Origin of the sequence: Pseudomonas sp. 24 E 13 (assembly GCF_900004715.1) — a bacterium.
GTDB classification, from domain to species: domain Bacteria; phylum Pseudomonadota; class Gammaproteobacteria; order Pseudomonadales; family Pseudomonadaceae; genus Aquipseudomonas; species Aquipseudomonas orientalis_A.
On record NZ_CVTO01000120.1, the window covers coordinates 4758 to 26456 of the forward strand.

General features: G+C 62.0%; 12 protein-coding genes and 1 pseudogene. 7 read left to right on the forward strand and 6 right to left on the reverse strand.

All coding sequences use genetic code 11. The annotated features are described in order from the left end of the window. Positions 1–621: 621 nt before the first annotated feature. The 4 genes from BFP90_RS14275 to putP form a co-directional block, all read right to left on the reverse strand. The gene (locus BFP90_RS14275; RefSeq protein WP_065886580.1) at positions 622–1458 is read right to left on the reverse strand and encodes a 23S rRNA (adenine(2030)-N(6))-methyltransferase RlmJ; all 837 of its coding nucleotides are present in this window, start codon (positions 1456–1458) and stop codon (positions 622–624) included. A gap of 79 nt (positions 1459–1537) precedes the next feature. Then, positions 1538–2263, reverse strand: coding sequence for a DUF4123 domain-containing protein (locus BFP90_RS14280; RefSeq protein WP_065892041.1), 726 nt, complete (start codon positions 2261–2263; stop codon positions 1538–1540). Next, complete coding sequence (locus BFP90_RS14285; protein WP_065897094.1) at positions 2263–4269, reverse strand: type VI secretion system Vgr family protein; 2007 nt, start codon at positions 4267–4269, stop codon at positions 2263–2265. Before BFP90_RS14285 ends, BFP90_RS14280 begins: the two co-directional genes overlap by 1 nt. 199 nt (positions 4270–4468) lie before the next feature. Further along, complete coding sequence (gene putP, locus BFP90_RS14290) at positions 4469–5953, reverse strand: sodium/proline symporter PutP (RefSeq protein ID WP_065892045.1); 1485 nt, start codon at positions 5951–5953, stop codon at positions 4469–4471. Between the two features lie 461 nt (positions 5954–6414). Between putP and putA the strand changes: the two genes are divergently transcribed. Both putA and BFP90_RS14300 read left to right on the forward strand, forming a co-directional pair. Beyond that, positions 6415–10368: a trifunctional transcriptional regulator/proline dehydrogenase/L-glutamate gamma-semialdehyde dehydrogenase gene (putA, locus tag BFP90_RS14295; RefSeq protein WP_065897098.1), complete on the forward strand. Its 3954-nt coding sequence runs from the start codon at positions 6415–6417 to the stop codon at positions 10366–10368. Positions 10369–10528: 160 nt separating this feature from the next. After that, a complete protein-coding gene (locus tag BFP90_RS14300) occupies positions 10529–12331 on the forward strand; it encodes an acyl-CoA dehydrogenase (protein ID WP_065897100.1) in 1803 nt (600 codons plus the stop codon). Here BFP90_RS14300 and BFP90_RS14305 read toward each other — a convergent pair. Next, positions 12328–12618 carry a cell division protein ZapA gene (locus BFP90_RS14305; protein WP_057724383.1) on the reverse strand — a complete coding sequence of 97 codons (291 nt, stop codon included), beginning with the start codon at positions 12616–12618 and terminating at the stop codon, positions 12328–12330. The two genes, BFP90_RS14300 and BFP90_RS14305, sit on opposite strands and share 4 nt — an antisense overlap. Then, positions 12615–12845, reverse strand: a complete 231-nt coding sequence (locus BFP90_RS14310) for a hypothetical protein (RefSeq protein ID WP_065892051.1) — start codon at positions 12843–12845, stop codon at positions 12615–12617. Before BFP90_RS14310 ends, BFP90_RS14305 begins: the two co-directional genes overlap by 4 nt. Positions 12846–13136: 291 nt before the next feature. Between BFP90_RS14310 and BFP90_RS29615 the strand changes: the two are divergent. From BFP90_RS29615 to selO, 5 genes and pseudogenes are all read left to right on the forward strand, one after another. Then, positions 13137–13892: pseudogene (locus BFP90_RS29615) on the forward strand (MCP four helix bundle domain-containing protein); the annotation flags it as partial. Then, positions 13884–14747: a methyl-accepting chemotaxis protein gene (locus BFP90_RS29620; RefSeq protein WP_370671698.1), complete on the forward strand. Its 864-nt coding sequence runs from the start codon at positions 13884–13886 to the stop codon at positions 14745–14747. The pseudogene BFP90_RS29615 and the gene BFP90_RS29620, both read left to right, overlap by 9 nt. 266 nt (positions 14748–15013) lie before the next feature. Continuing rightward, on the forward strand, positions 15014–16756 hold the full coding sequence (locus tag BFP90_RS14320) for a potassium/proton antiporter (RefSeq protein ID WP_065886587.1): 1743 nt from the start codon (positions 15014–15016) through the stop codon (positions 16754–16756). Positions 16757–16805: 49 nt separating this feature from the next. Further along, positions 16806–20183: a mechanosensitive channel MscK gene (gene mscK / locus BFP90_RS14325; RefSeq protein ID WP_065897102.1), complete on the forward strand. Its 3378-nt coding sequence runs from the start codon at positions 16806–16808 to the stop codon at positions 20181–20183. 48 nt (positions 20184–20231) lie between these two features. Next, complete coding sequence (gene selO / locus BFP90_RS14330; RefSeq protein WP_065897104.1) at positions 20232–21695, forward strand: protein adenylyltransferase SelO; 1464 nt, start codon at positions 20232–20234, stop codon at positions 21693–21695. Positions 21696–21699 lie beyond the last annotated feature (4 nt).

Below are 21699 nucleotides of genomic sequence, written 5' to 3' on the forward strand. Positions count from 1 at the left end.
CCACATTGGGTCCGTGCTTGGCTTCAGAGCCGGTTACCCAGCGAGAAGCCAATCCATGGATCAGCGGCACTGGCGCGACCTGCCCGATCTAAAGAGCAACACAGGTTAAAAATGTGGGAGGGGGCTTGCCCCCGATAGCGGAGTGTCAGTTACAGATGTAATGACTGACACCCAGCAATCGGGGGCAAGCCCCCTCCCACATTGGGTCCGTGCTTGGCTTCAGAGCCGGTTACCCAGCGAGAAGCCAATCCATGGATCAGCGGCACCGGCGTGACCTGCCCGATCTAAAGAGCAACACAGATTAAAAATGTGGGAGGGGGCTTGCCCCCGATAGCGGAGTGTCAGTCACAGATGTAATGACTGACACCCCGCAATCGGGGGCAAGCCCCCTCCCACATTGGGTCCTTGCTTGGCTTCAGAGCCGGTTACCCAGCGAGAAGCCAATCCATGGATCAGCGGCACCGGCGCGACCTGCCCGATCTAAAGCACAACACAGATTAAAAATGTGGGAGGGGGCTTGCCCCCGATAGCGGAGTGTCAGTTACTGATGTAATGACTGACACCCAGCAATCGGGGGCAAGCCCCCTCCCACATTGGGTTCTGCGTTTGTATTGAGATTAGTTACTCAGCGATAAGCCAATCCATCTGCCATCCACCTTGGGTCTGGCCAAGCTTCTTGGACAGCCATGGCAGCAGTTCACGCAATTCCTCTTCCAGCCCCCACGGCGGGTTGGCAATCGCCAGGCCTGAGCCGGTCAGGGTGTTGGGCGTGTCCAGCGGGTGCACCAACAGCTCCACGCGCAACAGTTTCGGCGCGCCGGTGCCGGCCAGGTCCTGATAAAAGCGGCGCAGCATGCGCGGGTCCTTCACCGGGTACCAGATCGCTGCGACGGTCTGGCGCATGCGGCTCACGGCTTCCTTGAGGGACGCCGCGCAGCGCTGCATTTCGTCGAGTTTTTCGAACGGTGGGTCGATCAGCATCAGCGCGCGTTTTTCCGGTACTGGCAACAAGGCGCGCGGCACATGCCAGCCTTCGCCCAGGTGCACTTTGACCCGGCGATCACCCTTCATGTTGTCCTTGAGCAGCACGCCGTCTTCCGGGTGTTTTTCGTTGAGCAGCACACGGTCCTGGGGGCGCGTCAGGCGCCGCGCCAGCTCCGGCGAGCCCGGGTAGTAGCGCAACTGGCCATCCGGGTTCATCTCGTGCAGCACGCGCATGTAATCGGCGGTGAGCGGCGGCAGGTCGTTGGCGCCCCACAGGCGGGCGATGCCTTCCAGGTATTCACCGGTGCGGTTGGCCTGGTCACCCTGCAGGTCGTACAGGCCAATGCCGGCGTGGGTATCGAGGTAGGCGAACGGCTGCTCCTTGCGCGACATCAGGGCGATGAGGCGGGTCAAGGTCAGGTGTTTGAAGACATCGGCGTGGTTGCCGGCGTGAAAGGCGTGACGATAATTCATGGTTGCTCCTGCGCAGGGGGCGAAGTTTACCTTCTACCGGCGCAAAGGTGCAGGGCCGCATGGCGGGTGGCATCTTTGTCTAACTCAACTGCGACTGGAGGTAATCGACCAGCGCGGCATGGCTGGCCCCCCGCCTGCGCACGAACCAGCCCAGTTTGTGCTGCAAGGTGGCCGGCGTGAAGGCGGCATACACATCAGGACGCTGCTCTTGCAGCCATTGCAGCAGGTTGTCGACCAGCACGCCCGGCGACTGTTCCTCCAGGTGCCTGAGCAACGACGCAGGCACTCGCCACCACGGGCACGCTTGAGCTGGCGTGACCGGCCCAGTTGCCACCGTCAGCGGGCGGCCATTGATCAGGTAACGCCCAAACACCGGCAAGACCGCGCCTGCCTGGTCATCCAGGTGCTGCCACATCGGCTCAAATCGGGCGCCATCCCAGAAGCGGAAAAACACCGCCTGGTCATTGGGCAGGAATACCTTGCTCAAGCCTTGCAGGTGGGCGACCACGCTTTCCAATGGGCTGGAAGATACCGCCAGCCACCCCCAATCGTCGGCTGGCGCGGCGGCTACCCAATCGAGAAACGCGCTGCCCGGCTCGACGATGCCCACGTAAGGCATCACCGCCTCCCACTGGGCGTAGGCCGTGCCTGCCCAGATCGCTTGGGGCAGCGGCCCCGCCGCTGTGGCTTGCCAGGCAGCGAGCGGCCTGGCGTCGCTGGCATTGCCGAGTACGGCATAAATTCGCTCATCGGCAAGCAAAGGGCACTGCGCCAGCCAGCTGCGGGGGTCCATGGGTGTGCGCATCAGGAAACACTCCGTGCATGCCCGCTGATATCGCACTGCCCGGCACGGCAACGCTCGCATTCCTCGCAAAACGGCGCGCTGCGCTTGAGGGTGGCCACTTGCACAGGGCTCAGGGGCAGCGGGATAACCGCCTGCAGCGCCTCCTTCAAACCAGGCGTCAACGGCGCCATCGTTGCGGCAGGCGCCCCGCCAGGCTGGATGGGCACACTGCTGAAGATGCCGCCCGCCGACAGCGTGATCGACTGCCCTCCCGCCTGAATCGTAACGCTGGCCCCCGCATCGATGACGATGCTCTGCCCTGCCCCCAATTGAAGGGTACGACCGGCGCGAATGTGCTGCGAACCGCCGACCCTCAGGTGGTCATCCTGCTTGAGTTCAGTCAGGCGATTGCCGTGGGTGATGCGTTGCTCTTCGCCCTGCAACTCATGGTGCGACTCGCCGCCCACCGTAACCCGGCGCTGGTTATCGACCTGCACCTGCTGGTCATGCAACACGTGCTGGGTCCAGTCGCGCTGGGCGCGCAGGTAAATTTCCTCGGCGCCCTTGCGGTCCTCGATGCGCAGTTCGTTGTAGCCGCCACCACCGGGGCTGCTCTGGCTGCGAAAGATACTGCGGGTCTTGTCCGCCGGCAGATCGAGGGGCAAACGATTCGCCGCGTTGGGCAGGCAGCCCATCACCAGCGGCATGTCCACGTCGCCATCAACGAAGCCCACCAGCACTTCCATGCCGACGCGCGGGGTCAGCACCGCCCCGTAACGGTCATGGGCCCAGCCGCTCGCCACGCGCAGCCAGCAACTGGAGTGTTCGTTGTGTTCCCCGTCGCGATCCCAGGCCATCTGCACTTTGACCCGACCGTATTCATCGCAGTGCACCTCACTGCCGACAGGCCCGGTGACCACCGCGTTGTGGTAGCCCGACAGCTGCGGCCGGGGCATGATCAAAGGTGTTCGGAACGGCACATCCCAAGGCGTCACCACGAATTCGTTGCTGTAGCCTGCGGGCACGTCCTCAGGCGCGGACTCCTCCAATACTTGCGGCTGCTGCCCGGTGTGGTGCAACCGGGTGACCAGCCACAGGTCATTCCACTCCTGACACGGGTGATCGGCCATCTTCAGAAACTGCCCGGTGACCAGGGCCGGCTGGTCGCTGATACCGCTGGCCTGGCGAAAGTCACTGCGATGACGCTCCAACACACGTTGCGCCAGGTACTTGCCGTGCGCTCGGTCCGTAAAGTCACCGGGGTAGCGCTGTTCGTCGAGGGTCGGGCGTTGCCCGCTGGAGGCCGTGCCTTCCAATACCAGACTGGGCTTTTTGAAGTCGTAGGCCCGCAGGTTCAAGCCGGCCGTGCGGGTTTCGAGCCGCAACATAAAGCGCTTGATCGCGGGGGCCCCGGCCACCATCCCGGAACCGGCCAAGTAGGACGTTTCCTGGTCCGGCTGCCTGAACACACTCTGGTCATCGCCAAACACCAGCAAGTGGCGCTCGGGACTGTGCTGAAAGTGGTAGTGAATGCCCGACTCAACGCACAAGCGCTGGATGAACTGCAAATCGGTTTCGTCGAACTGAACACAGTATTCGCGCTCGGGATATTGACCGCTCAGGCGAAACACGAAGGTATCGGCCTGGATCTCCTGAGCCTCCAGCACCCGCGCAATGATCTGCGGCACGGTTTTTTGCTGAAATATCCGTTGGTGAGTGCTGTGTTCCAGATACGCCAACTGCGGTACCAGGGTGATCTGGTAACGGGTCAGGCGCTTGCCCGAATCGCCTTGCGCGACGCGGTAAACCTGGCCATGAATGCCATGGCCCTGAGCGTCGAACCCCAGGAATGCCTGGCGGTGCAGAAGGCTGTCGAGGTCAAGGTCGGGTTGTTCGCTGACCAACTCAAGGTCAAAGCGAAAGGGCAGGCTGATAAATTCATCGCCCGTGAATCCATGAACCTTGAGATCACAAGGCTCCCCATCCAGGGTCAGATTAAAGGCACTTTGATTGGCAGGAGCGAACATCCGGTGTTTCTCTGCGAAGGGTGAGTGAGCGATTCTGCAACAGCCGTTTACCGAGTCGCGCACTGCTCCGGAAAATAAGTAAGGTCCTACATCGGCGATGCCGGAATCCTCAAGGCCTGACCGCTCAGGCAAAAAAAAGCCCGCATCCATCGGACGCAGGCCTTCTTTTCGATAACTGGGCGATCAACGCCCAGCGGTATTACTTGTTGAGGTTGTAATCTTTTTCCGCCGCATCAAAGCGCTCGACCATACCGGCAGTCGGTGCACCCATCTTGCTCACGAAGTAGATCGCCAGGCTGGCGAAGATGAAGCCTGGGATGATTTCGTACAGGCCGAGCAACTCGAAGTGTTTCCACACGATCACGGTAATCGCGCCCACCAGGATGCCGGCCAGTGCGCCGTTGCGGGTCATGTGTTTCCAGATGACCGAGATCAGCACCACAGGACCGAAGGCAGCGCCGAAACCGGCCCAGGCGTAGCTGACCAGGCCCAGCACGCGGTTTTCCGGGTTGGCGGCCATGGCGATGGCGATCAAGGCCACCACCAGCACCATGATACGACCGACCCATACCAGTTCAAGCTGGGACGCGCCCTTGCGCAGGAAGGCCTTGTAGAAATCTTCGGTCAGGGCGCTGGAGCACACCAGCAACTGGCAGCTCAGGGTGCTCATGACGGCCGCGAGGATGGCCGACAGCAGGACACCGGCAATCCATGGGTTGAACAGGATCTTGGCCAGTTCGATAAACACGCGCTCAGGGTTTTCGGTCACGGGACCGGCCACCTCAGGATGCGCCGAGAAGTAAGCGATGCCGAAGAAGCCCACTGCCACCGTGCCACCCAGGCACAGAATCATCCAGGTCATGGAGATACGGCGCGCGTTGGCAATCGACTTCACCGAATCCGCCGCCATGAACCGCGCGAGAATGTGCGGCTGGCCGAAGTAACCCAGGCCCCAGCCCATCAGCGAGATGATGCCGATGAAGGTGGTGTTTTTCAGCATGTCGAAGTTGGTCGGGTCCTGGGCTTCGATGGCCAGGAAGGTGGTGTCCACGCCGCCGGTGGCCAGCAATACGATGATCGGCGTCAGGATCAACGCGAAGATCATCAGCGTGGCTTGCACGGTGTCGGTCCAACTGACCGCCAGGAAACCGCCGATAAAGGTGTAGGCAATGGTCGCCGCAGCACCGGCCCACAACGCCGTTTCGTAGGACATGCCGAAGGTGCTTTCGAACAGACGCGCACCGGCCACGATGCCGGAGGCGCAGTAAATGGTGAAGAACACCAGGATCACCACGGCGGAAATGATCCGCAGCAGGCCGCTTTTATCTTCGAAGCGGCTGGAGAAGTAATCCGGCAGGGTCAGGGCGTCGCCGTTGTGTTCAGTCTGCACCCGCAGGCGACCGGCCACGAACAGCCAATTGAGGTAGGCACCGACGATCAGGCCGATGGCGATCCAGCTTTCCGACAAGCCCGACATGTAGATCGCGCCCGGCAGGCCCATCAACAACCAGCCGCTCATATCGGAAGCACCGGCGGACAAGGCTGTCACCACGCTGCCAAGGCTGCGACCGCCAAGGATGTAATCGGAAAGGTTGTTGGTGGAGCGATAGGCCATCAGGCCGATCAGCACCATTGCTGCGATATAGATCACGAACGTGATCAGGGTGGGATTGCTAACGCTCATAGAAGTGACGCCCTGGCTTTGTTTTTATGTAGCGACGGTCTGTCAGACCGCTACCGGTAGTAACCGAATAAACGATGCTGAATGCCGCGCATTTATGACTGGCGTTTCCCCAGGAAAGCCGCCAGCCGATGAACCAAACCGTAGAGGTGGTTGCACCTTGGTGCGCGAATGCTATTCAACAATGCAAATAAGGTGCAACCAGTTTCTTGCGAATAAGTTGCACCTGCGCGCTTTTGCGCACAAACACCGTGTTTTTGCTCCTTTTCGGAGCAAGAACATTCAATCTCAGAAGCAAATGCACCGACAAGCAGCCGATTCGGTCAAAGGCCGGATTTTTTCCGATCAAGCGTCGTAAATTTCATCAACAAAAAGGGTTGCACCCGGTTGCACCTCGCCATGGGCAAAGCTAATCTTGCCGCCAGCAGATGCCACTCGGTAGTGGCACCCATGAGGATAAGAATATGGCTACGACCACCCTTGGGGTCAAACTCGACGACCCGACCCGCGAACGCCTCAAGGCCGCCGCGTCCTCCATTGATCGCACGCCGCACTGGCTGATCAAACAGGCAATTTTCAATTACCTGGAGAAACTCGAGGGTGGTGCAACCCTGAACGAGCTCAATGGCTTGAGCAACAAGGACGCCGATGATGCGGGCGAGGTCCAGGCCGACCACGCGCACCAGTGCTTCCTTGAGTTCGCCGAGAGCATCCTGCCGCAGTCCGTATTGCGCGCCTCGATCACCGCCGCTTACCGTCGCCCCGAGCCGGAAGTGGTGCCGATGCTGATCGAACAGGCCCGTCTGCCGGCCGACATGGCCGAAGCCACCCACAAGCTGGCCGCCACGATTGCCGAGAAGCTGCGCAACCAGAAGAGCGCCGGCGGCCGTGCCGGTATTGTTCAGGGCCTGCTGCAGGAATTTTCCCTGTCGTCCCAGGAAGGCGTGGCGCTGATGTGCCTGGCCGAGGCGCTGCTGCGCATCCCGGACAAGGGCACTCGCGATGCACTGATTCGCGACAAGATCAGCACCGGCAACTGGCACCCGCACCTGGGTAACAGCCCGTCGCTGTTCGTCAATGCCGCCACCTGGGGCCTGCTGTTGACCGGCAAACTGGTCGCCACCCACAACGAAGCCGGCCTGACCTCGTCCTTGAGCCGCATCATCGGCAAAAGCGGCGAGCCGATGATCCGCAAGGGCGTCGACATGGCCATGCGCCTGATGGGCGAGCAGTTCGTCACCGGCGAAACCATCGCCGAAGCCCTGGCCAATGCGAGCAAGTTCGAAGCCAAGGGCTTTCGCTACTCCTACGACATGCTCGGGGAAGCCGCGCTCACAGAGCACGATGCGCAGAAGTACCTGGCCTCGTACGAACAAGCCATTCATTCCATCGGCAAGGCGTCCCACGGCCGTGGGATCTATGAAGGCCCAGGCATCTCTATCAAGCTTTCCGCCCTGCACCCGCGTTACAGCCGCGCGCAGTACGAGCGGGTGATGGACGAGTTGTACCCGCGCCTGTTGTCGCTGACGTTGCTGGCCAAGCAGTACGACATCGGCCTGAACATCGACGCCGAAGAAGCCGACCGCCTCGAGTTGTCCCTGGACCTGCTCGAGCGCCTGTGCTTCGAGCCGCAACTGACCGGCTGGAACGGTATCGGTTTCGTGATCCAGGCCTACCAGAAGCGTTGCCCGTACGTGATCGACTATGTGATCGACCTGGCCCGCCGCAGCCGCCACCGCCTGATGATCCGCCTGGTCAAAGGCGCGTACTGGGACAGCGAAATCAAGCGCGCCCAGGTCGAAGGCCTGGAAGGCTACCCGGTGTATACGCGCAAGGTGTACACCGACGTTTCCTACATTGCCTGCGCACGCAAACTGCTGTCGGTGCCGGAAGTCATCTACCCGCAGTTCGCCACGCACAACGCCCACACCCTGGCCGCCATCTACCACATTGCCGGTCAGAACTATTACCCCGGCCAGTACGAGTTCCAATGCCTGCACGGCATGGGTGAGCCGCTGTACGAACAGGTCGTAGGCAAGGTTTCCGAAGGCAAGTTGAACCGTCCGTGCCGCGTGTACGCCCCGGTCGGCACCCACGAAACACTGCTGGCGTATCTGGTGCGTCGCCTGCTGGAAAACGGTGCGAACACTTCGTTCGTCAACCGCATCGCCGACCAATCCATCTCGATCCAGGAGCTGGTGGCCGATCCAGTGGCGAGCATCGAGCAGATGGCGACCGTGGAAGGCGGCTTCGGCCTGCCGCACCCGCGTATCCCGCTGCCGCGTGACCTGTATGGCCGCGACCGCGCCAACTCGGCCGGTATCGACCTGGCCAACGAGCATCGCCTGGCATCGCTGTCCTGCGCCCTGCTGGCCACCGCCCACAACAACTGGAAAGCCGCGCCGATGCTCGGTTGCGCCTCCAGCGAACAACCGGCTACCGCGGTGCTGAACCCGTCCGACCTGCGCGATGTGGTCGGTCATGTTCAGGAAGCCACGGTCGAAGACGTCGACAATGCCATCCAGTGCGCTATCAGCGCCGCACCGATCTGGCAGGCTACCCCGCCCGCCGAGCGCGCCGCGATCCTGGAACGCGCCGCCGACCTGATGGAAGGCGAAATCCAGCCACTGATGGGCCTGCTGGCCCGCGAAGCCGGCAAGACCTTCGCCAACGCCATCGCTGAAGTGCGCGAAGCCGTGGACTTCCTGCGCTACTACGCGGTGCAGGCACGCAACGATTTCACCAACGACGCCCACCGCCCGTTGGGCCCGGTGGTGTGTATCAGCCCGTGGAACTTCCCGCTGGCGATCTTCAGCGGCCAGGTTGCCGCTGCGCTGGCCGCCGGCAACCCAGTCCTGGCCAAACCTGCCGAACAAACCCCGCTGGTCGCCGCCCAGGCTGTGCGCATCCTGCTCGAAGCCGGTATCCCGCAAGGCGTGCTGCAATTGCTGCCGGGCCAGGGCGAAAGCGTCGGTGCCCGCCTGGTCGGTGACGAGCGCGTCAAAGGTGTGATGTTCACCGGTTCCACCGAGGTTGCACGCTTGCTGCAACGCAGTGTGGCCGGGCGCCTGGATGCTCAGGGGCGTCCGATTCCGCTGATCGCCGAAACCGGTGGCCAGAACGCGATGATCGTCGATTCGTCGGCGCTCACCGAACAAGTGGTCATCGACGTGGTGTCGTCGGCCTTCGACAGCGCCGGCCAACGTTGCTCGGCCCTGCGCGTCTTGTGCCTGCAGGAAGATTCGGCAGACCGTGTCATCGAAATGCTCAAGGGCGCCATGGCCGAATGCCGCCTGGGCAACCCGGAGCGCCTGTCGGTGGATATCGGCCCGGTGATCGACGCCGAAGCCAAGGCCGGCATCGAGAAACACATCCAGGCCATGCGCGACAAAGGCCGCAACGTTTACCAAGTGGCGATTGCCGATGGCGACGAGATCAAGCGTGGCACCTTCGTGATGCCGACCCTGATCGAGCTGGAAAGCTTCGACGAGCTGCAACGGGAAATCTTCGGTCCGGTGCTGCACGTGGTGCGCTACAAGCGTAAAGAGATCGACCAGCTCATCGGCCAGATCAACGCATCCGGCTACGGCCTGACCCTGGGCGTGCACACCCGCATCGACGAGACCATCGCCAAGGTGATCGACAACGTCAACGCCGGTAACGTCTACGTCAACCGCAACATTGTCGGCGCCGTGGTCGGCGTGCAGCCGTTCGGCGGTGAAGGCCTGTCGGGTACCGGCCCCAAAGCCGGTGGTCCGCTGTACCTGTACCGCCTGTTGTCGACCCGTCCTACCGATGCGATCGAGCAATCCTTCGTACGTGGCGATGCTTTGACCGCACCCGACCTGCGCCTGCGCGACGCCATGAGCCAACCGCTGACCGCGCTGAAAACCTGGGCCGACACTCATAAGTTCAGCGAACTGAGCGCCCTGTGCACACAATTTGCCGCACAGTCGCAAAGCGGTATCACCCGTCAACTGGCCGGCCCGACCGGCGAGCGCAACAGCTATGCGATCCTGCCGCGCGAACACGTGCTGTGCCTGGCCGAAGTGGAAGGAGACCTGCTGACCCAACTGGCCGCGGTATTGGCGGTAGGCGGTTCGGCGGTATGGCCGGAAACCGAGCTGACCAAGGCCTTGTTCCCACGTCTGCCGAAAGATATTCAGACGAAGATCAAGCGCGTGGCCGACTGGACCAAGGACGACGTGGTGTTTGACGCGGTCCTGCATCACGGTGATTCCGACCAATTGCGCGCGGTGTGCCAGCAAGTGGCGCAGCGTGGCGGTGCGATTGTTGGCGTGCATGGTTTGTCCCAGGGCGAAACGGCGATTGCGCTGGAGCGCCTGGTGATTGAGCGGGCATTGAGCGTCAACACCGCTGCGGCAGGCGGTAACGCCAGCCTGATGACCATAGGCTAACCGCGGTAAAAAATATGGGAGGGGGCAAGCCCCCTCCCACATTTGGCCCCATTTCAATTCCCTGCCTGCGTTTTGCCCCTCTATCACCCAGATCAATCTTGCTATCCACCCTCCATTCGCGCACTTAGACTCAGGCCAATTCCTTCAAAGGTAATCCGCCATGTCCGAGACGCTGCTCAGTTCCCGCAATCTGGCTTTCGAGCTGTACGAAGTCCTCGATGCCGAGGGCCTGACCCAGCGCGAGCGGTTTGCCGAGCACAATCGCGAAACCTTCGATGCCGCCATCAGCACGGCGCGCAACATCGCCGAAAAGCACTTCGCGCCGCACAACCGCAAGAACGATGAAAACGAACCGCGCTATGAAGACGGTAAGGCGATCCTGATTCCGGAAGTAAAGCCGGCCGTGGATGCCTTTCTTGAAGCCGGTTTTCTCAACGCCGCGCGCAGTTTCGAAGCCGGCGGCATGCAGCTGCCTACATTGCTGTCCCAGGCCTGCTTTGCGCACTTCCAGTCGGCCAACGCCGCGTCGACGTCTTACCCGTTCCTGACCATGGGCGCCGCCAACCTGATTGAAAGTTTTGGCACCGAGGAGCAGAAACAGCGTTTCCTGCAGCCAATGATCGACGGACGTTTCTTCGGCACCATGGCCCTCACCGAACCGCATGCCGGGTCGTCTTTGTCGGATATTCGTACACGCGCAGAGCCTGCGGCGGACGGCACGTATCGCCTGAAGGGCAACAAGATCTTCATTTCCGGCGGCGACCACCCGCTGTCGGAAAATATCGTGCACATGGTGCTGGCCAAGCTGCCCGACGCACCGGCCGGGGTGAAGGGTATTTCGCTGTTTATCGTGCCCAAATTCCTGGTCAACGATGATGGCAGCCTGGGCGAGCGCAACGACGTGCTGCTGGCCGGGCTGTTTCACAAGATGGGCTGGCGCGGCACAACGTCCACTGCACTTAACTTCGGTGATAACGGCAACTGTGTCGGCTACCTGGTGGGCAAACCGCACCAGGGCCTGAGCTGCATGTTCCAGATGATGAATGAAGCCCGCATTGGCGTGGGCATGGGCGCGGTGATGCTCGGTTATGCGGGCTACCTTTACTCGCTGGAGTACGCCCGCGAACGTCCGCAAGGCCGCCTGCCGGACAGCAAAGACCCAGGCACCGCGCCCGTGTCGATCATCCAGCACGCCGATATCAAGCGCATGCTGCTGACGCAAAAAGCCTATGTCGAAGGCGCCTTCGACCTGGGCCTGTATGCCGCGCGGCTGTTCGACGACACCACCACCCTGCCGACCGACGACGCGCGCAAACAGGCCCACGAGCTGCTGGACCTGCTGACCCCCATCGTCAAATCCTGGCCGTCGGAGTTCTGCCTCAAGGCCAACGAACTGGCGATCCAGATTCTTGGCGGCCATGGCTATACCCGTGAATACCCGGTGGAGCAGTACTACCGCGATAACCGCCTGAACCCGATCCATGAAGGCACCCATGGCATCCAGTCCCTGGATTTGCTCGGGCGCAAACTGGCACAGAACGGGGGTGCCGGGCTCAAGCAATTGATTCGACTGATCGCCGAGACAGGCGCCCGGGCACAGCAGTACCCATCGCTGACCGCGCTGAGGCAACCACTGGAGCACCTGGTCAGTCGCCTGCAAAGCGTCACCCTCGGCCTGCTGGGCGATCTCGCCCAGGGCAAGGTCAACAGCAGCCTGGCGAACTCGGCGCTGTACCTGAAGGTGTTCGGACACACGGTGATTGGCTGGCGCTGGCTGGAACAGGCGATTCGCGCCGAAGAAGGACTGGCCAGGGGCAACGCGGCCGATGTGGCCTTCTATAAAGGCAAGCTCCAGGCCGCCCGGTACTTCCTGACCTGGGAAGTACCAGGCTGCCATCATGAACTGGCGATTCTGGAGGCACGCGACGATACGTGCCTGGGCATGCAGGATGCGTGGTTCTAGGGCTGGATCGCCTTGGAAATCACCTCGACCGTGGCGCTGACTTGCTCTTGGTAACGGTCGAGTTCCTGTTGGTGAGCCTGCTGCATTTCGATTTGCTCGGCGCACAGGTTCAGCGCGGCCAGTACCAATAGTTTGTCACCGATCAGGGTCGGGTACTTTTTCTTGGTGGTGGCCAGGGAGGCCTTGAGCATAGTCACGGCGTGCATCAGGGTCTGGTCTTCCCCGGCCGGTGCCTTGATCGAGTAATCCTCTCCGAGAATCGAAACGACCTTTATCCCTTCGTTCATGCGCTGACAGGCCCTGCGCTTACACGCTCAACCAGTGCCTGGATACGGGCGGCGGTGGCACCGTGTTTTTCTTCCTGTTCCATCAGGTTCAGTTGCAGGCTGTCGTTTTCGTCCCTGGCACGGGCAAGCTCCGCCTTGAGGGATTCGTTGCTGCCCAGCAGGTCATGATTCTGCTGTACGAGGTCGCTGACCAGTTGTTCCAGTTGGCTGAGGGATGCTTCTAACATTTTGATTTCTCGAGCTTTTAAAAGGGCGGTGACGATAAAGAAAATTCACCTCGGATGCCAGGGTTATCCCCCGGCGCGCAGCCCGATTCCGAAGGCCCGGGCCGCACTTTCGAGCCTTAGTGACTGCAATTACCCAATCTGGTTCCTGAATCGCTGAAACCCCTGGTCAGATGCGACAAAAACGCACAGTCCCTTAAGACTTTAGTCGTAGGGCCGATACGCGATGCACACACCACCTCATGGCCGCACGGATCGCGCTCCCCCCAGGATTCCAGCATGTCTCTTCGTAATATGAATATCGCGCCGAGGGCCTTCCTCGGCTTCGCGTTTATTGGCGCCTTGATGTTGTTTCTCGGCGTGTTCGCGCTGAACCAGATGAGCAAGATCCGAGCGGCCACCGAAGACATCACCCTGGCCAGCGTACCCAGCATCCGCGCCCTCGACGAGTTCACCCAACTGACATTGCGCCTGCGTGTGTTGTCGTACCGCTTGCTCACCAACCGCGAGCCGGACGTGCAGCAAAAGACCCTGGAAGCCTTCGACCTGCGCAACCAGCAGATCCGCACCGCCCAAGGCGTATATGAAAAGCTGATCGAGACCAGCGAAGAACGTTCGACCTACAACGAATACGTGCGATTGCTGGCTCAGTACCATCAGATCGAAGAGCGTATGAAGAGCCTCTCGCAGGGCAACCAGGTCGAGGCATTGCGCGCCCTGCTCAACACCGAGCTGCTGACCAACTCCGAGCAGGTCAACGGGGTACTCAACCGCCTGCTGGAAATCAATAACGCCATGGCCCTGGACACCAACCAGCAGGCCGAAGACCAGTACAACCTGGCCTTCAACATGGTCGTGGGCCTGCTGGTGATCGCCACCGCGCTGACCCTGTTGTTCGCCTGGCTGCTGACCCGCAGCATCACCGTGCCAATCTCCCAGGCCCTGGAAGCGGCGGAAGAAGTGGCCGAAGGCAACCTCACGCGCCCGATCAAGGTCGACGGCAACGATGAAGCCGGGCGCTTGCTGGCCGCCATGGCCAAAATGCAGGACAAACTGCGCGACACCCTGCAACGCATCGCCGGCTCGGCCACGCAACTGGCGTCGGCCGCCGAAGAGCTCAACGCCGTCACCGACGAAAGCGCGCGCGGCCTGACCCAGCAGAACAACGAAATCGAACAGGCCGCCACCGCCGTCAACGAGATGACCAGCGCGGTCGAGGAAGTCGCACGCAATGCCGTGAGCACCTCTGAAGCCTCGCGCAACGCCACCACCTCCGCCGGCGACGGGCGTGACCTTGTGCAGGAAACCGTCAGCGCCATCGAACGCATGAGCGGCGACGTACAAGCCACCGCGACCTTGATCGGTGAGCTGGCCAATGAATCGCGCGATATCGGCAAGGTACTGGACGTGATCCGTGGCCTGGCCGACCAGACCAACCTGCTGGCCCTCAACGCGGCCATCGAAGCGGCGCGGGCCGGTGAGGCCGGGCGTGGTTTTGCGGTGGTGGCGGATGAGGTGCGCGCGTTGGCCCATCGTACCCAGCAGTCCACCAGCGAGATCGAACGCATGATCGGCAGCATCCAGGCCGGCACCGAGCACGCGGTGGATTCGATGCGCAACAGTACCGAGCGCGCCGAATCGACGCTGAACATCGCCAAGGGCGCGGGGCTGTCGCTGGACACCATCAACACCGCAATTGTCGAGATCAACGAGCGCAACCTGGTGATCGCCAGTGCGGCGGAGGAACAGGCGCAGGTCGCACGGGAAGTCGACCGCAACCTGGTGAATATCCGTGACCTGTCGGTGCAATCGGCGACCGGCGCCAGCCAGACGAGCGCGGCGAGCAACGAGCTGTCGCGCCTGGCGGTGGATTTGAATGGCATGGTCGGCCGTTTCCGCCTCTGACTGACGGCACCGGCTTAAAAATGTAGGAGCGAGCTTGCTCGCGAAAAACGGCAACGATAACGCGTGCTTCCTGAATGAACGCGGCGCCTGTGAGTTTTTCGCGAGCAAGCTCGCTCCTACAAAAAGCCTTGCCCCCTCCCACATTTGGTTTTGCAAGAATCAGAAAAAGCTTTTTGACAGCGCAGCAATTCAACAGGTTAGAATCCCTGGCACGCAGACTGCATGGTCAGTTTGCGCCCTGTCTTCCCTGCTCTGGAGTACTGCCTTTGAATGCGACGACCATCAACAGCCTGTTCTTGATCGGCGCGTTGCTGGTGAGTGCGAGCATTCTGGTGAGTTCTCTTTCGTCACGCCTGGGCATCCCGATCCTGGTGATCATCCTGGCCGTGGGCATGATCGCCGGCGTCGATGGCGGCGGCATCATCTTCGATAACTACCCGACCGCCTACCTGGTGGGCAACCTCGCTCTGGCCGTGATCTTGCTCGACGGCGGTTTGCGCACGCGGGTGGCGAGTTTCCGTGTGGCACTCTGGCCGGCGTTGTCCCTGGCCACAGTGGGCGTGCTGATCACCACCGGCCTCACCGGCATGGCGGCGGCCTGGCTGTTCGACCTCAATATCATCCAGGGCTTGCTGATCGGCGCCATCGTCGGCTCCACGGACGCTGCGGCAGTGTTCTCGCTGCTGGGCGGCAAGGGCCTGAACGAACGGGTCAGCGCCAGCCTGGAAATCGAATCGGGCAGCAACGACCCCATGGCGGTGTTCCTCACCGTGACCCTGATCGACATGCTCGCCAGCGGCCAGACCGGCCTGCATTGGAGCCTGCTGACCCACCTGATCCGCGAATTCGGCATCGGCGGCCTGGTCGGCCTGGGCGGCGGCTGGCTGATGCTGCAAATGGTCAACCGCATCAACCTGGCCAACGGCCTGTACCCGATCCTGGTGATCGCCGGCGGCCTGTTCGTCTTCGCCCTGACCAACGCCTTGCACGGCAGCGGTTTTCTCGCCGTGTACCTGTGCGGCCTGGTGATCGGCAACCGTCCGGTGCGCAGCCGCCACGGCATCCTGCATATGCTCGACGGCATGGCCTGGCTGGCGCAGATCGGCATGTTCCTGGTGCTGGGCCTGCTGGTCACGCCCCATGACTTGCTGCCCATCGCCCTGCCCGCCCTGGGCCTGGCGCTGTGGATGATCCTGTTTGCGCGCCCGCTGTCGGTGATGGTCGGCCTGCTGCCGTTCAAGGCCTTCCACAGTCGCGAAAAAGCCTTTATCGCCTGGGTCGGGCTGCGCGGTGCGGTGCCGATCATTCTCGCGGTGTTCCCGCTGATGGCCGGCCTGCCCCATGCGCAGCTGTACTTCAACCTGGCGTTCTTTATCGTGCTGGTGTCGCTGCTGGTGCAAGGCACCAGCCTGCCGTGGGTGGCCAAGTTGCTCAAAGTCACCGTACCGCCGGACCCGGCGCCGATTTCCCGCGCCGCCCTGGAAGTGCACGTCACCAGTGAGTGGGAGCTGTTCGTCTACCGCCTGGGCGCGGAAAAATGGTGCATCGGCGCCGCCCTGCGCGAGCTGAAAATGCCCGAGGGCACGCGGATCGCCGCGCTGTTTCGTGGCCAGCAACTGCTCCATCCGTCGGGTAGTACAGTATTGGAAGTCGATGATTTGCTCTGCGTCATCGGCCATGAACACAACCTGCCGGCCCTGGGCAAACTGTTCAGCCAGGCACCGCAACGCGGCCTGGACCTGCGCTTCTTCGGCGACTTCGTCCTTGAAGGCGACGCCCAGCTGGGCGCGGTGTCGGCGCTGTACGGGCTCAAGCTGGAGGGTATCGACCCGGACATGCCGTTGAGCCGCTTCATCACCCAGAAAGTCGGCGGCGCGCCGGTGGTGGGCGACCAGGTGGAGTGGAACAACACCATCTGGACCGTCGCAGTCATGGACGGGAACAAGATTGGCAAAGTCGGCGTCAGATTCCCCGAAGGAAGTCGCCCGGGCCCCGGGCTCTTCCTCTAAACTGCGGGGCGACAACGCCCCGATTCTTTACCTTGCTCGACCGGTCTCTATGCCAATCCTGCGCACTTTTCTCGCTACTGCCCTGCTGGGCCTGACCCTTTGTGTCGGCACCGTCCACGCCGCCGACCCGCCCAGTGCCGACGCTATCCAGCAAACCCTGGACAAGCTGCCCGACCGCAAGCTGCCCGACGCCGACATGAAGGCATTGCAGGGCATCCTGCAACAGACCCTGACGTACCTGGCCAACAAGCAGGATTACGAGCAGCGCCTGGCCGACCTCAAACGCCAACTTGAGGACGCGCCGCGCCAGACGGTCGACAACCAGCGCGAGCTGACCCGGCTCAAGGCCACCAAAATCGTCCCGGTGGCCCAACGCTACGCCAGCCTGCCCGTGCCGCAGCTTGAGCAATTACTGGTGCAGCGCAGTACCCAGCAAGGCGACCTGCAAAAAGAGCTGGCCGACGCCAACAGCCTGACCATCGCCGCCCAGACCCGGCCCGAGCGCGCCCAGACCGAAATCAGCAGCAGCCAGACGCGCATCCAGCAAATCAATGCGACCCTCAAGACCGGCAAGGACAACGGCAAAGCCCTCAACGCCGACCAGCGCAACCAGCTCAACGCCGAACTCGCCGCCCTGAATGCGCTGATTCCCCTGCGCCGCCAGGAACTGGCCGGCAACAGCCAATTGCAAGACCTGGGCAACAGCCAGCACGACCTGATCCAGGAAAAAACCACACGCCTGGAGCAGGAAATCCAGGACCTGCAAACCCTGATCAACCAGAAACGCCTGGCCCAGTCCCAGCAGACGGTGACCCAACAGTCCATCGAAGCGCAGAAAGCCGGCGGCAGCAGCCTGCTGGCCACGGAAAGCGCGGCCAACCTGAAGCTCTCCGACTACCTGCTCAAAAGCACCGACCGCCTCAACGACCTGACCCAGAAAAACCTGCAGACCAAGCAGCAACTGGACACCGTGACCCAAAGCGATTCGGCGCTGGACGAACAGATCAACGTACTCAAGGGCAGCCTGCTGCTGTCCAAGATCCTCTACAAACAGAAACAGGCGCTGCCGCGCTTGACCGTCGACCGCGACCTGGCCGACGACATCGCCAACATTCGCCTGTACCAGTTCGAGGTCAACCAGCAGCGCGAGCTGATCAGCTCTCCCAGCGCCTATGTGGATAACCTGCTGGCCAACCAGCCGCCGGACGACGTCACCCCGCAATTGCGCCGCACCCTGCTGGAACTGGCGATCACCCGCAGCGACCTGCTGGAGCGCCTGAGCCGTGAATTGAGCGCGCTGCTCAACGAATCCATCACCCTGCAACTGAACCAGAAACAACTGCTCAGCACCGCCACCACCCTGCGCGCCACGCTCGATGAGCAGATGTTCTGGATCCCCAGCAACAAGCCGCTGGACACCGAGTGGCTGGAAACCGTACCGGCGCACCTGACCAAGCAAGTCACCACCCTGCCCTGGGCCTCCAGCGTCAGCGAGCTGTATGACGGCCTGACCCAGCGTCCGCTGCTGTTCCTGCCGCTGCTGCTGTTGATCGGCGCGCTGCTGTGGCGACGCAAGGCGCTGTATCAGCGCCTGAACAAGGTTCACCTGGACATCGGTCACTTCAAGCGCGACAGCCAGTGGCACACGCCGCAGGCGATCCTGATCAATATCCTGCTGGCGATGCCGGTATCCCTGGGCCTGGCGCTGTGCGGCTATGCCTTGCAGATCGACGCCCGTGGGCAGAACGCCAACCTGGGCTCGGCCCTGCTGCAGATCGCCCAGGCGTGGCTGGTGTTCTACACCGCCTACCGCATCCTCGCGCCCGGCGGCGTGGCCGAGCTGCACTTTCGCTGGGAAAAGCCCCAGGTCGAATTCCTCCAGGGCTGGGTGCGCAAGCTCGGGCTGGTGGTACTGGCCCTGGTGGCCGTGGTGGCCATCGCCGAGCACCAACCGGCGGCACTCGCCGAAGACGTGCTGGGCATCGCCGTGGTCCTCACCTGCTACGCCCTGATGGCGTGGTTGCTCAGTCGCCTGCTGCTCAACAGCCCCACCCACGAAAAAGCCTCGCTGTTTCGCAAATCCGTGGGCCTGCTGTTCACCGCCCTGCCAATTGCGCTGTTTATTGCGGTGTGCTTCGGCTACTACTACACCGCGCTCAAGCTCAGCGACCGCTTGATCAACACCTTGTACCTGCTGATGTTCTGGCTGGTGATCGAAGCCACCTTCGTACGCTGGCTGAGCGTGGCCGCCCGACGCCTGGCCTATGCGCGCGCCCTGGCCAAACGCCAGGCCGCCAAGGAAGCCGGTGAAGGCGAAGCGGTGGTTGAAGAGCCGACCCTGGACATCGAGAAGGTCAACGAACAATCCTTGCGCCTGATCCGCCTGGCCCTGCTCGGCGGCTTTATCGCAGCCCTGTACTGGGTGTGGTCGGACCTCATCTCGGTATTTTCCTACCTGGATAACGTCACGCTGTACGAATACACCAGCGGCACCGGTGCGAATATCAGCATGGTGCCCATCAGCATCGGCGACTTGCTCGGCGCGCTGATCATCATCGGTATCACCTTCGCCCTGGCGCGCAACCTGCCCGGTTTACTCGAAGTGCTGGTGCTGTCCAAGCTGGAACTGGCGCAAGGCAGCGCCTATGCCACTACGACATTGCTGTCCTATGTGATCGCCGGCGTCGGTTTCGTCTCCACCTTGTCCACCCTGGGCGTGAGCTGGGACAAGTTGCAATGGCTGGTGGCGGCGTTGTCGGTCGGCCTGGGCTTCGGCATGCAGGAAATCTTCGCCAACTTCATCTCCGGCATCATGATTCTGTTCGAGCGCCCGGTGCGCATCGGCGACACCATCACCATCGGCAACCTGTCGGGCACGGTGAGCAAGATCCGCATCCGCGCCACCACCATCACCGACTTCGACCGCAAGGACATCATTGTCCCGAACAAGACCTTCATTACCGGGCAACTGATCAACTGGTCGCTGACCGACACCATCACGCGAGTGACCCTGAAACTGGGCGTGGACTACGGCTCCGACCTGGATCTGGTGAAGGAGCTGTTACTCAAGGCCGCCAGGGAAAACCCACGGGTACTGAAGGAACCGGAACCCCATGTGTATTTCCTCAACTTCGGCGAAAGCACCCTGGACCACGAGCTGCGCATGCACGTGCGCGACCTGGGCGACCGCAACCCGGTGCTGGACGAGGTCAACCGCTATATCAACCGTGAGTTCAAGAAGCAGCACATCAACATCTCGTTCCGACAGATGGAGGTGTACTTGAAGAACATGCACGGCCAGGAATACAAACTGGTGCCGGTGGAAGACGAACGCAAGACCCTCGTCGCGCCCGAGCAGGATACGCCCGAGCCGCCCGCCGCAAAGGTCGAGGATGCGCCTGAACCCCCGCCGAGCAAACTCGACTAACGAACTGAGCCCCAGCGAAATGCTGGGGCATCCTGCTGGAGATGCCCGGTGAAAGCCCTCGACGAACTGACCTTCGACAACCGCTTCGCACGCCTGGGCGACGCGTTCTCAACCCACGTGCTGCCCGAGCCCCTGGACGAGCCGCGCCTGGTGGTGGCGAGCGCCGCCGCCATGGCCCTGCTCGACCTCGACCCGGCCGTGGCTGAAACGCCCGTGTTTGCCGAACTGTTCGGCGGCCATAAGCTGTGGGCCGAAGCGCAGCCGCGGGCGATGGTCTATTCCGGTCACCAGTTCGGCGGCTACACTCCACAACTGGGCGATGGCCGAGGGTTGCTGCTGGGCGAGGTGTATAACCAGGCCGGCGAGCATTGGGACCTGCACCTCAAGGGCGCCGGCATGACGCCCTACTCACGCATGGGCGACGGGCGCGCGGTATTGCGCTCCTCGATCCGCGAATTCCTCGCCTCCGAAGCCCTCCATGCATTGGGCATCCCCACCAGCCGCGCCTTGTGCGTGATCGGCTCCAGCACGCCGGTGTGGCGTGAGAAGCAGGAGCGTGGGGCCATGGTGTTGCGCCTGGCCCCCAGCCATATCCGCTTCGGGCACTTCGAATATTTCTACTACACCCAGAAGCCCGAGCAGTTGGCCGAGCTGGCTGAACACGTATTGAACCTGCATTACCCCGAGTGCCGCGAACAGCCTGAGCCGTATCTGGCGATGTTCCGCGAAATCGTTGAGCGCAACGCCGAGATGATCGCCAAATGGCAGGCGTATGGTTTCTGCCACGGCGTGATGAACACCGACAACATGTCGATCCTGGGCATCACCTTCGACTTCGGGCCGTTCGCGTTTCTGGATGACTTCGACGCGCACTTCATCTGCAACCATTCCGATCATGAAGGGCGTTACTCCTTCAGTAATCAGGTGCCGATCGGGCAGTGGAACCTCAGCGCGCTGGCCCAGGCGCTCACGCCGTTTATCAGCGTTGACGCCTTGAAGGAAGCACTTGGCCTGTACCTTCCGCTGTATCAGGCGCACTACCTGGACCTGATGCGTCGCCGGTTGGGGCTGACGACCGCCGAAGAGGATGATCAGAAGCTGGTGGAGCGCTTGCTCAAACTGATGCAGAACAGCGGTGTGGACTACACCCTGTTCTTCCGGCGTTTGGGCGATGAATCGGCGGCGTTGGCCGTGTCGCGTTTGCGTGACGACTTTGTCGACCTGGCCGGCTTCGATGCCTGGGCGGAGCAGTACAAGGCCCGTGTCGCAAGGGACGGGGACGACAGCGAGACGCAGCGCCGTGAGCGGATGCATGCCGTGAACCCGCTGTACATCCTGCGCAACTACCTCGCCCAAAACGCTATCGCCGCCGCCGAGTCCGGGGACTACAGCGAAGTGCGGCGGCTGCATGAAGTGCTGAACAACCCGTTTGAGGAACAAGCGGGGATGGAGCAGTACGCGCAACGGCCGCCGGATTGGGGCAAGCATCTGGAGATCAGTTGTTCGTCTTGACCGC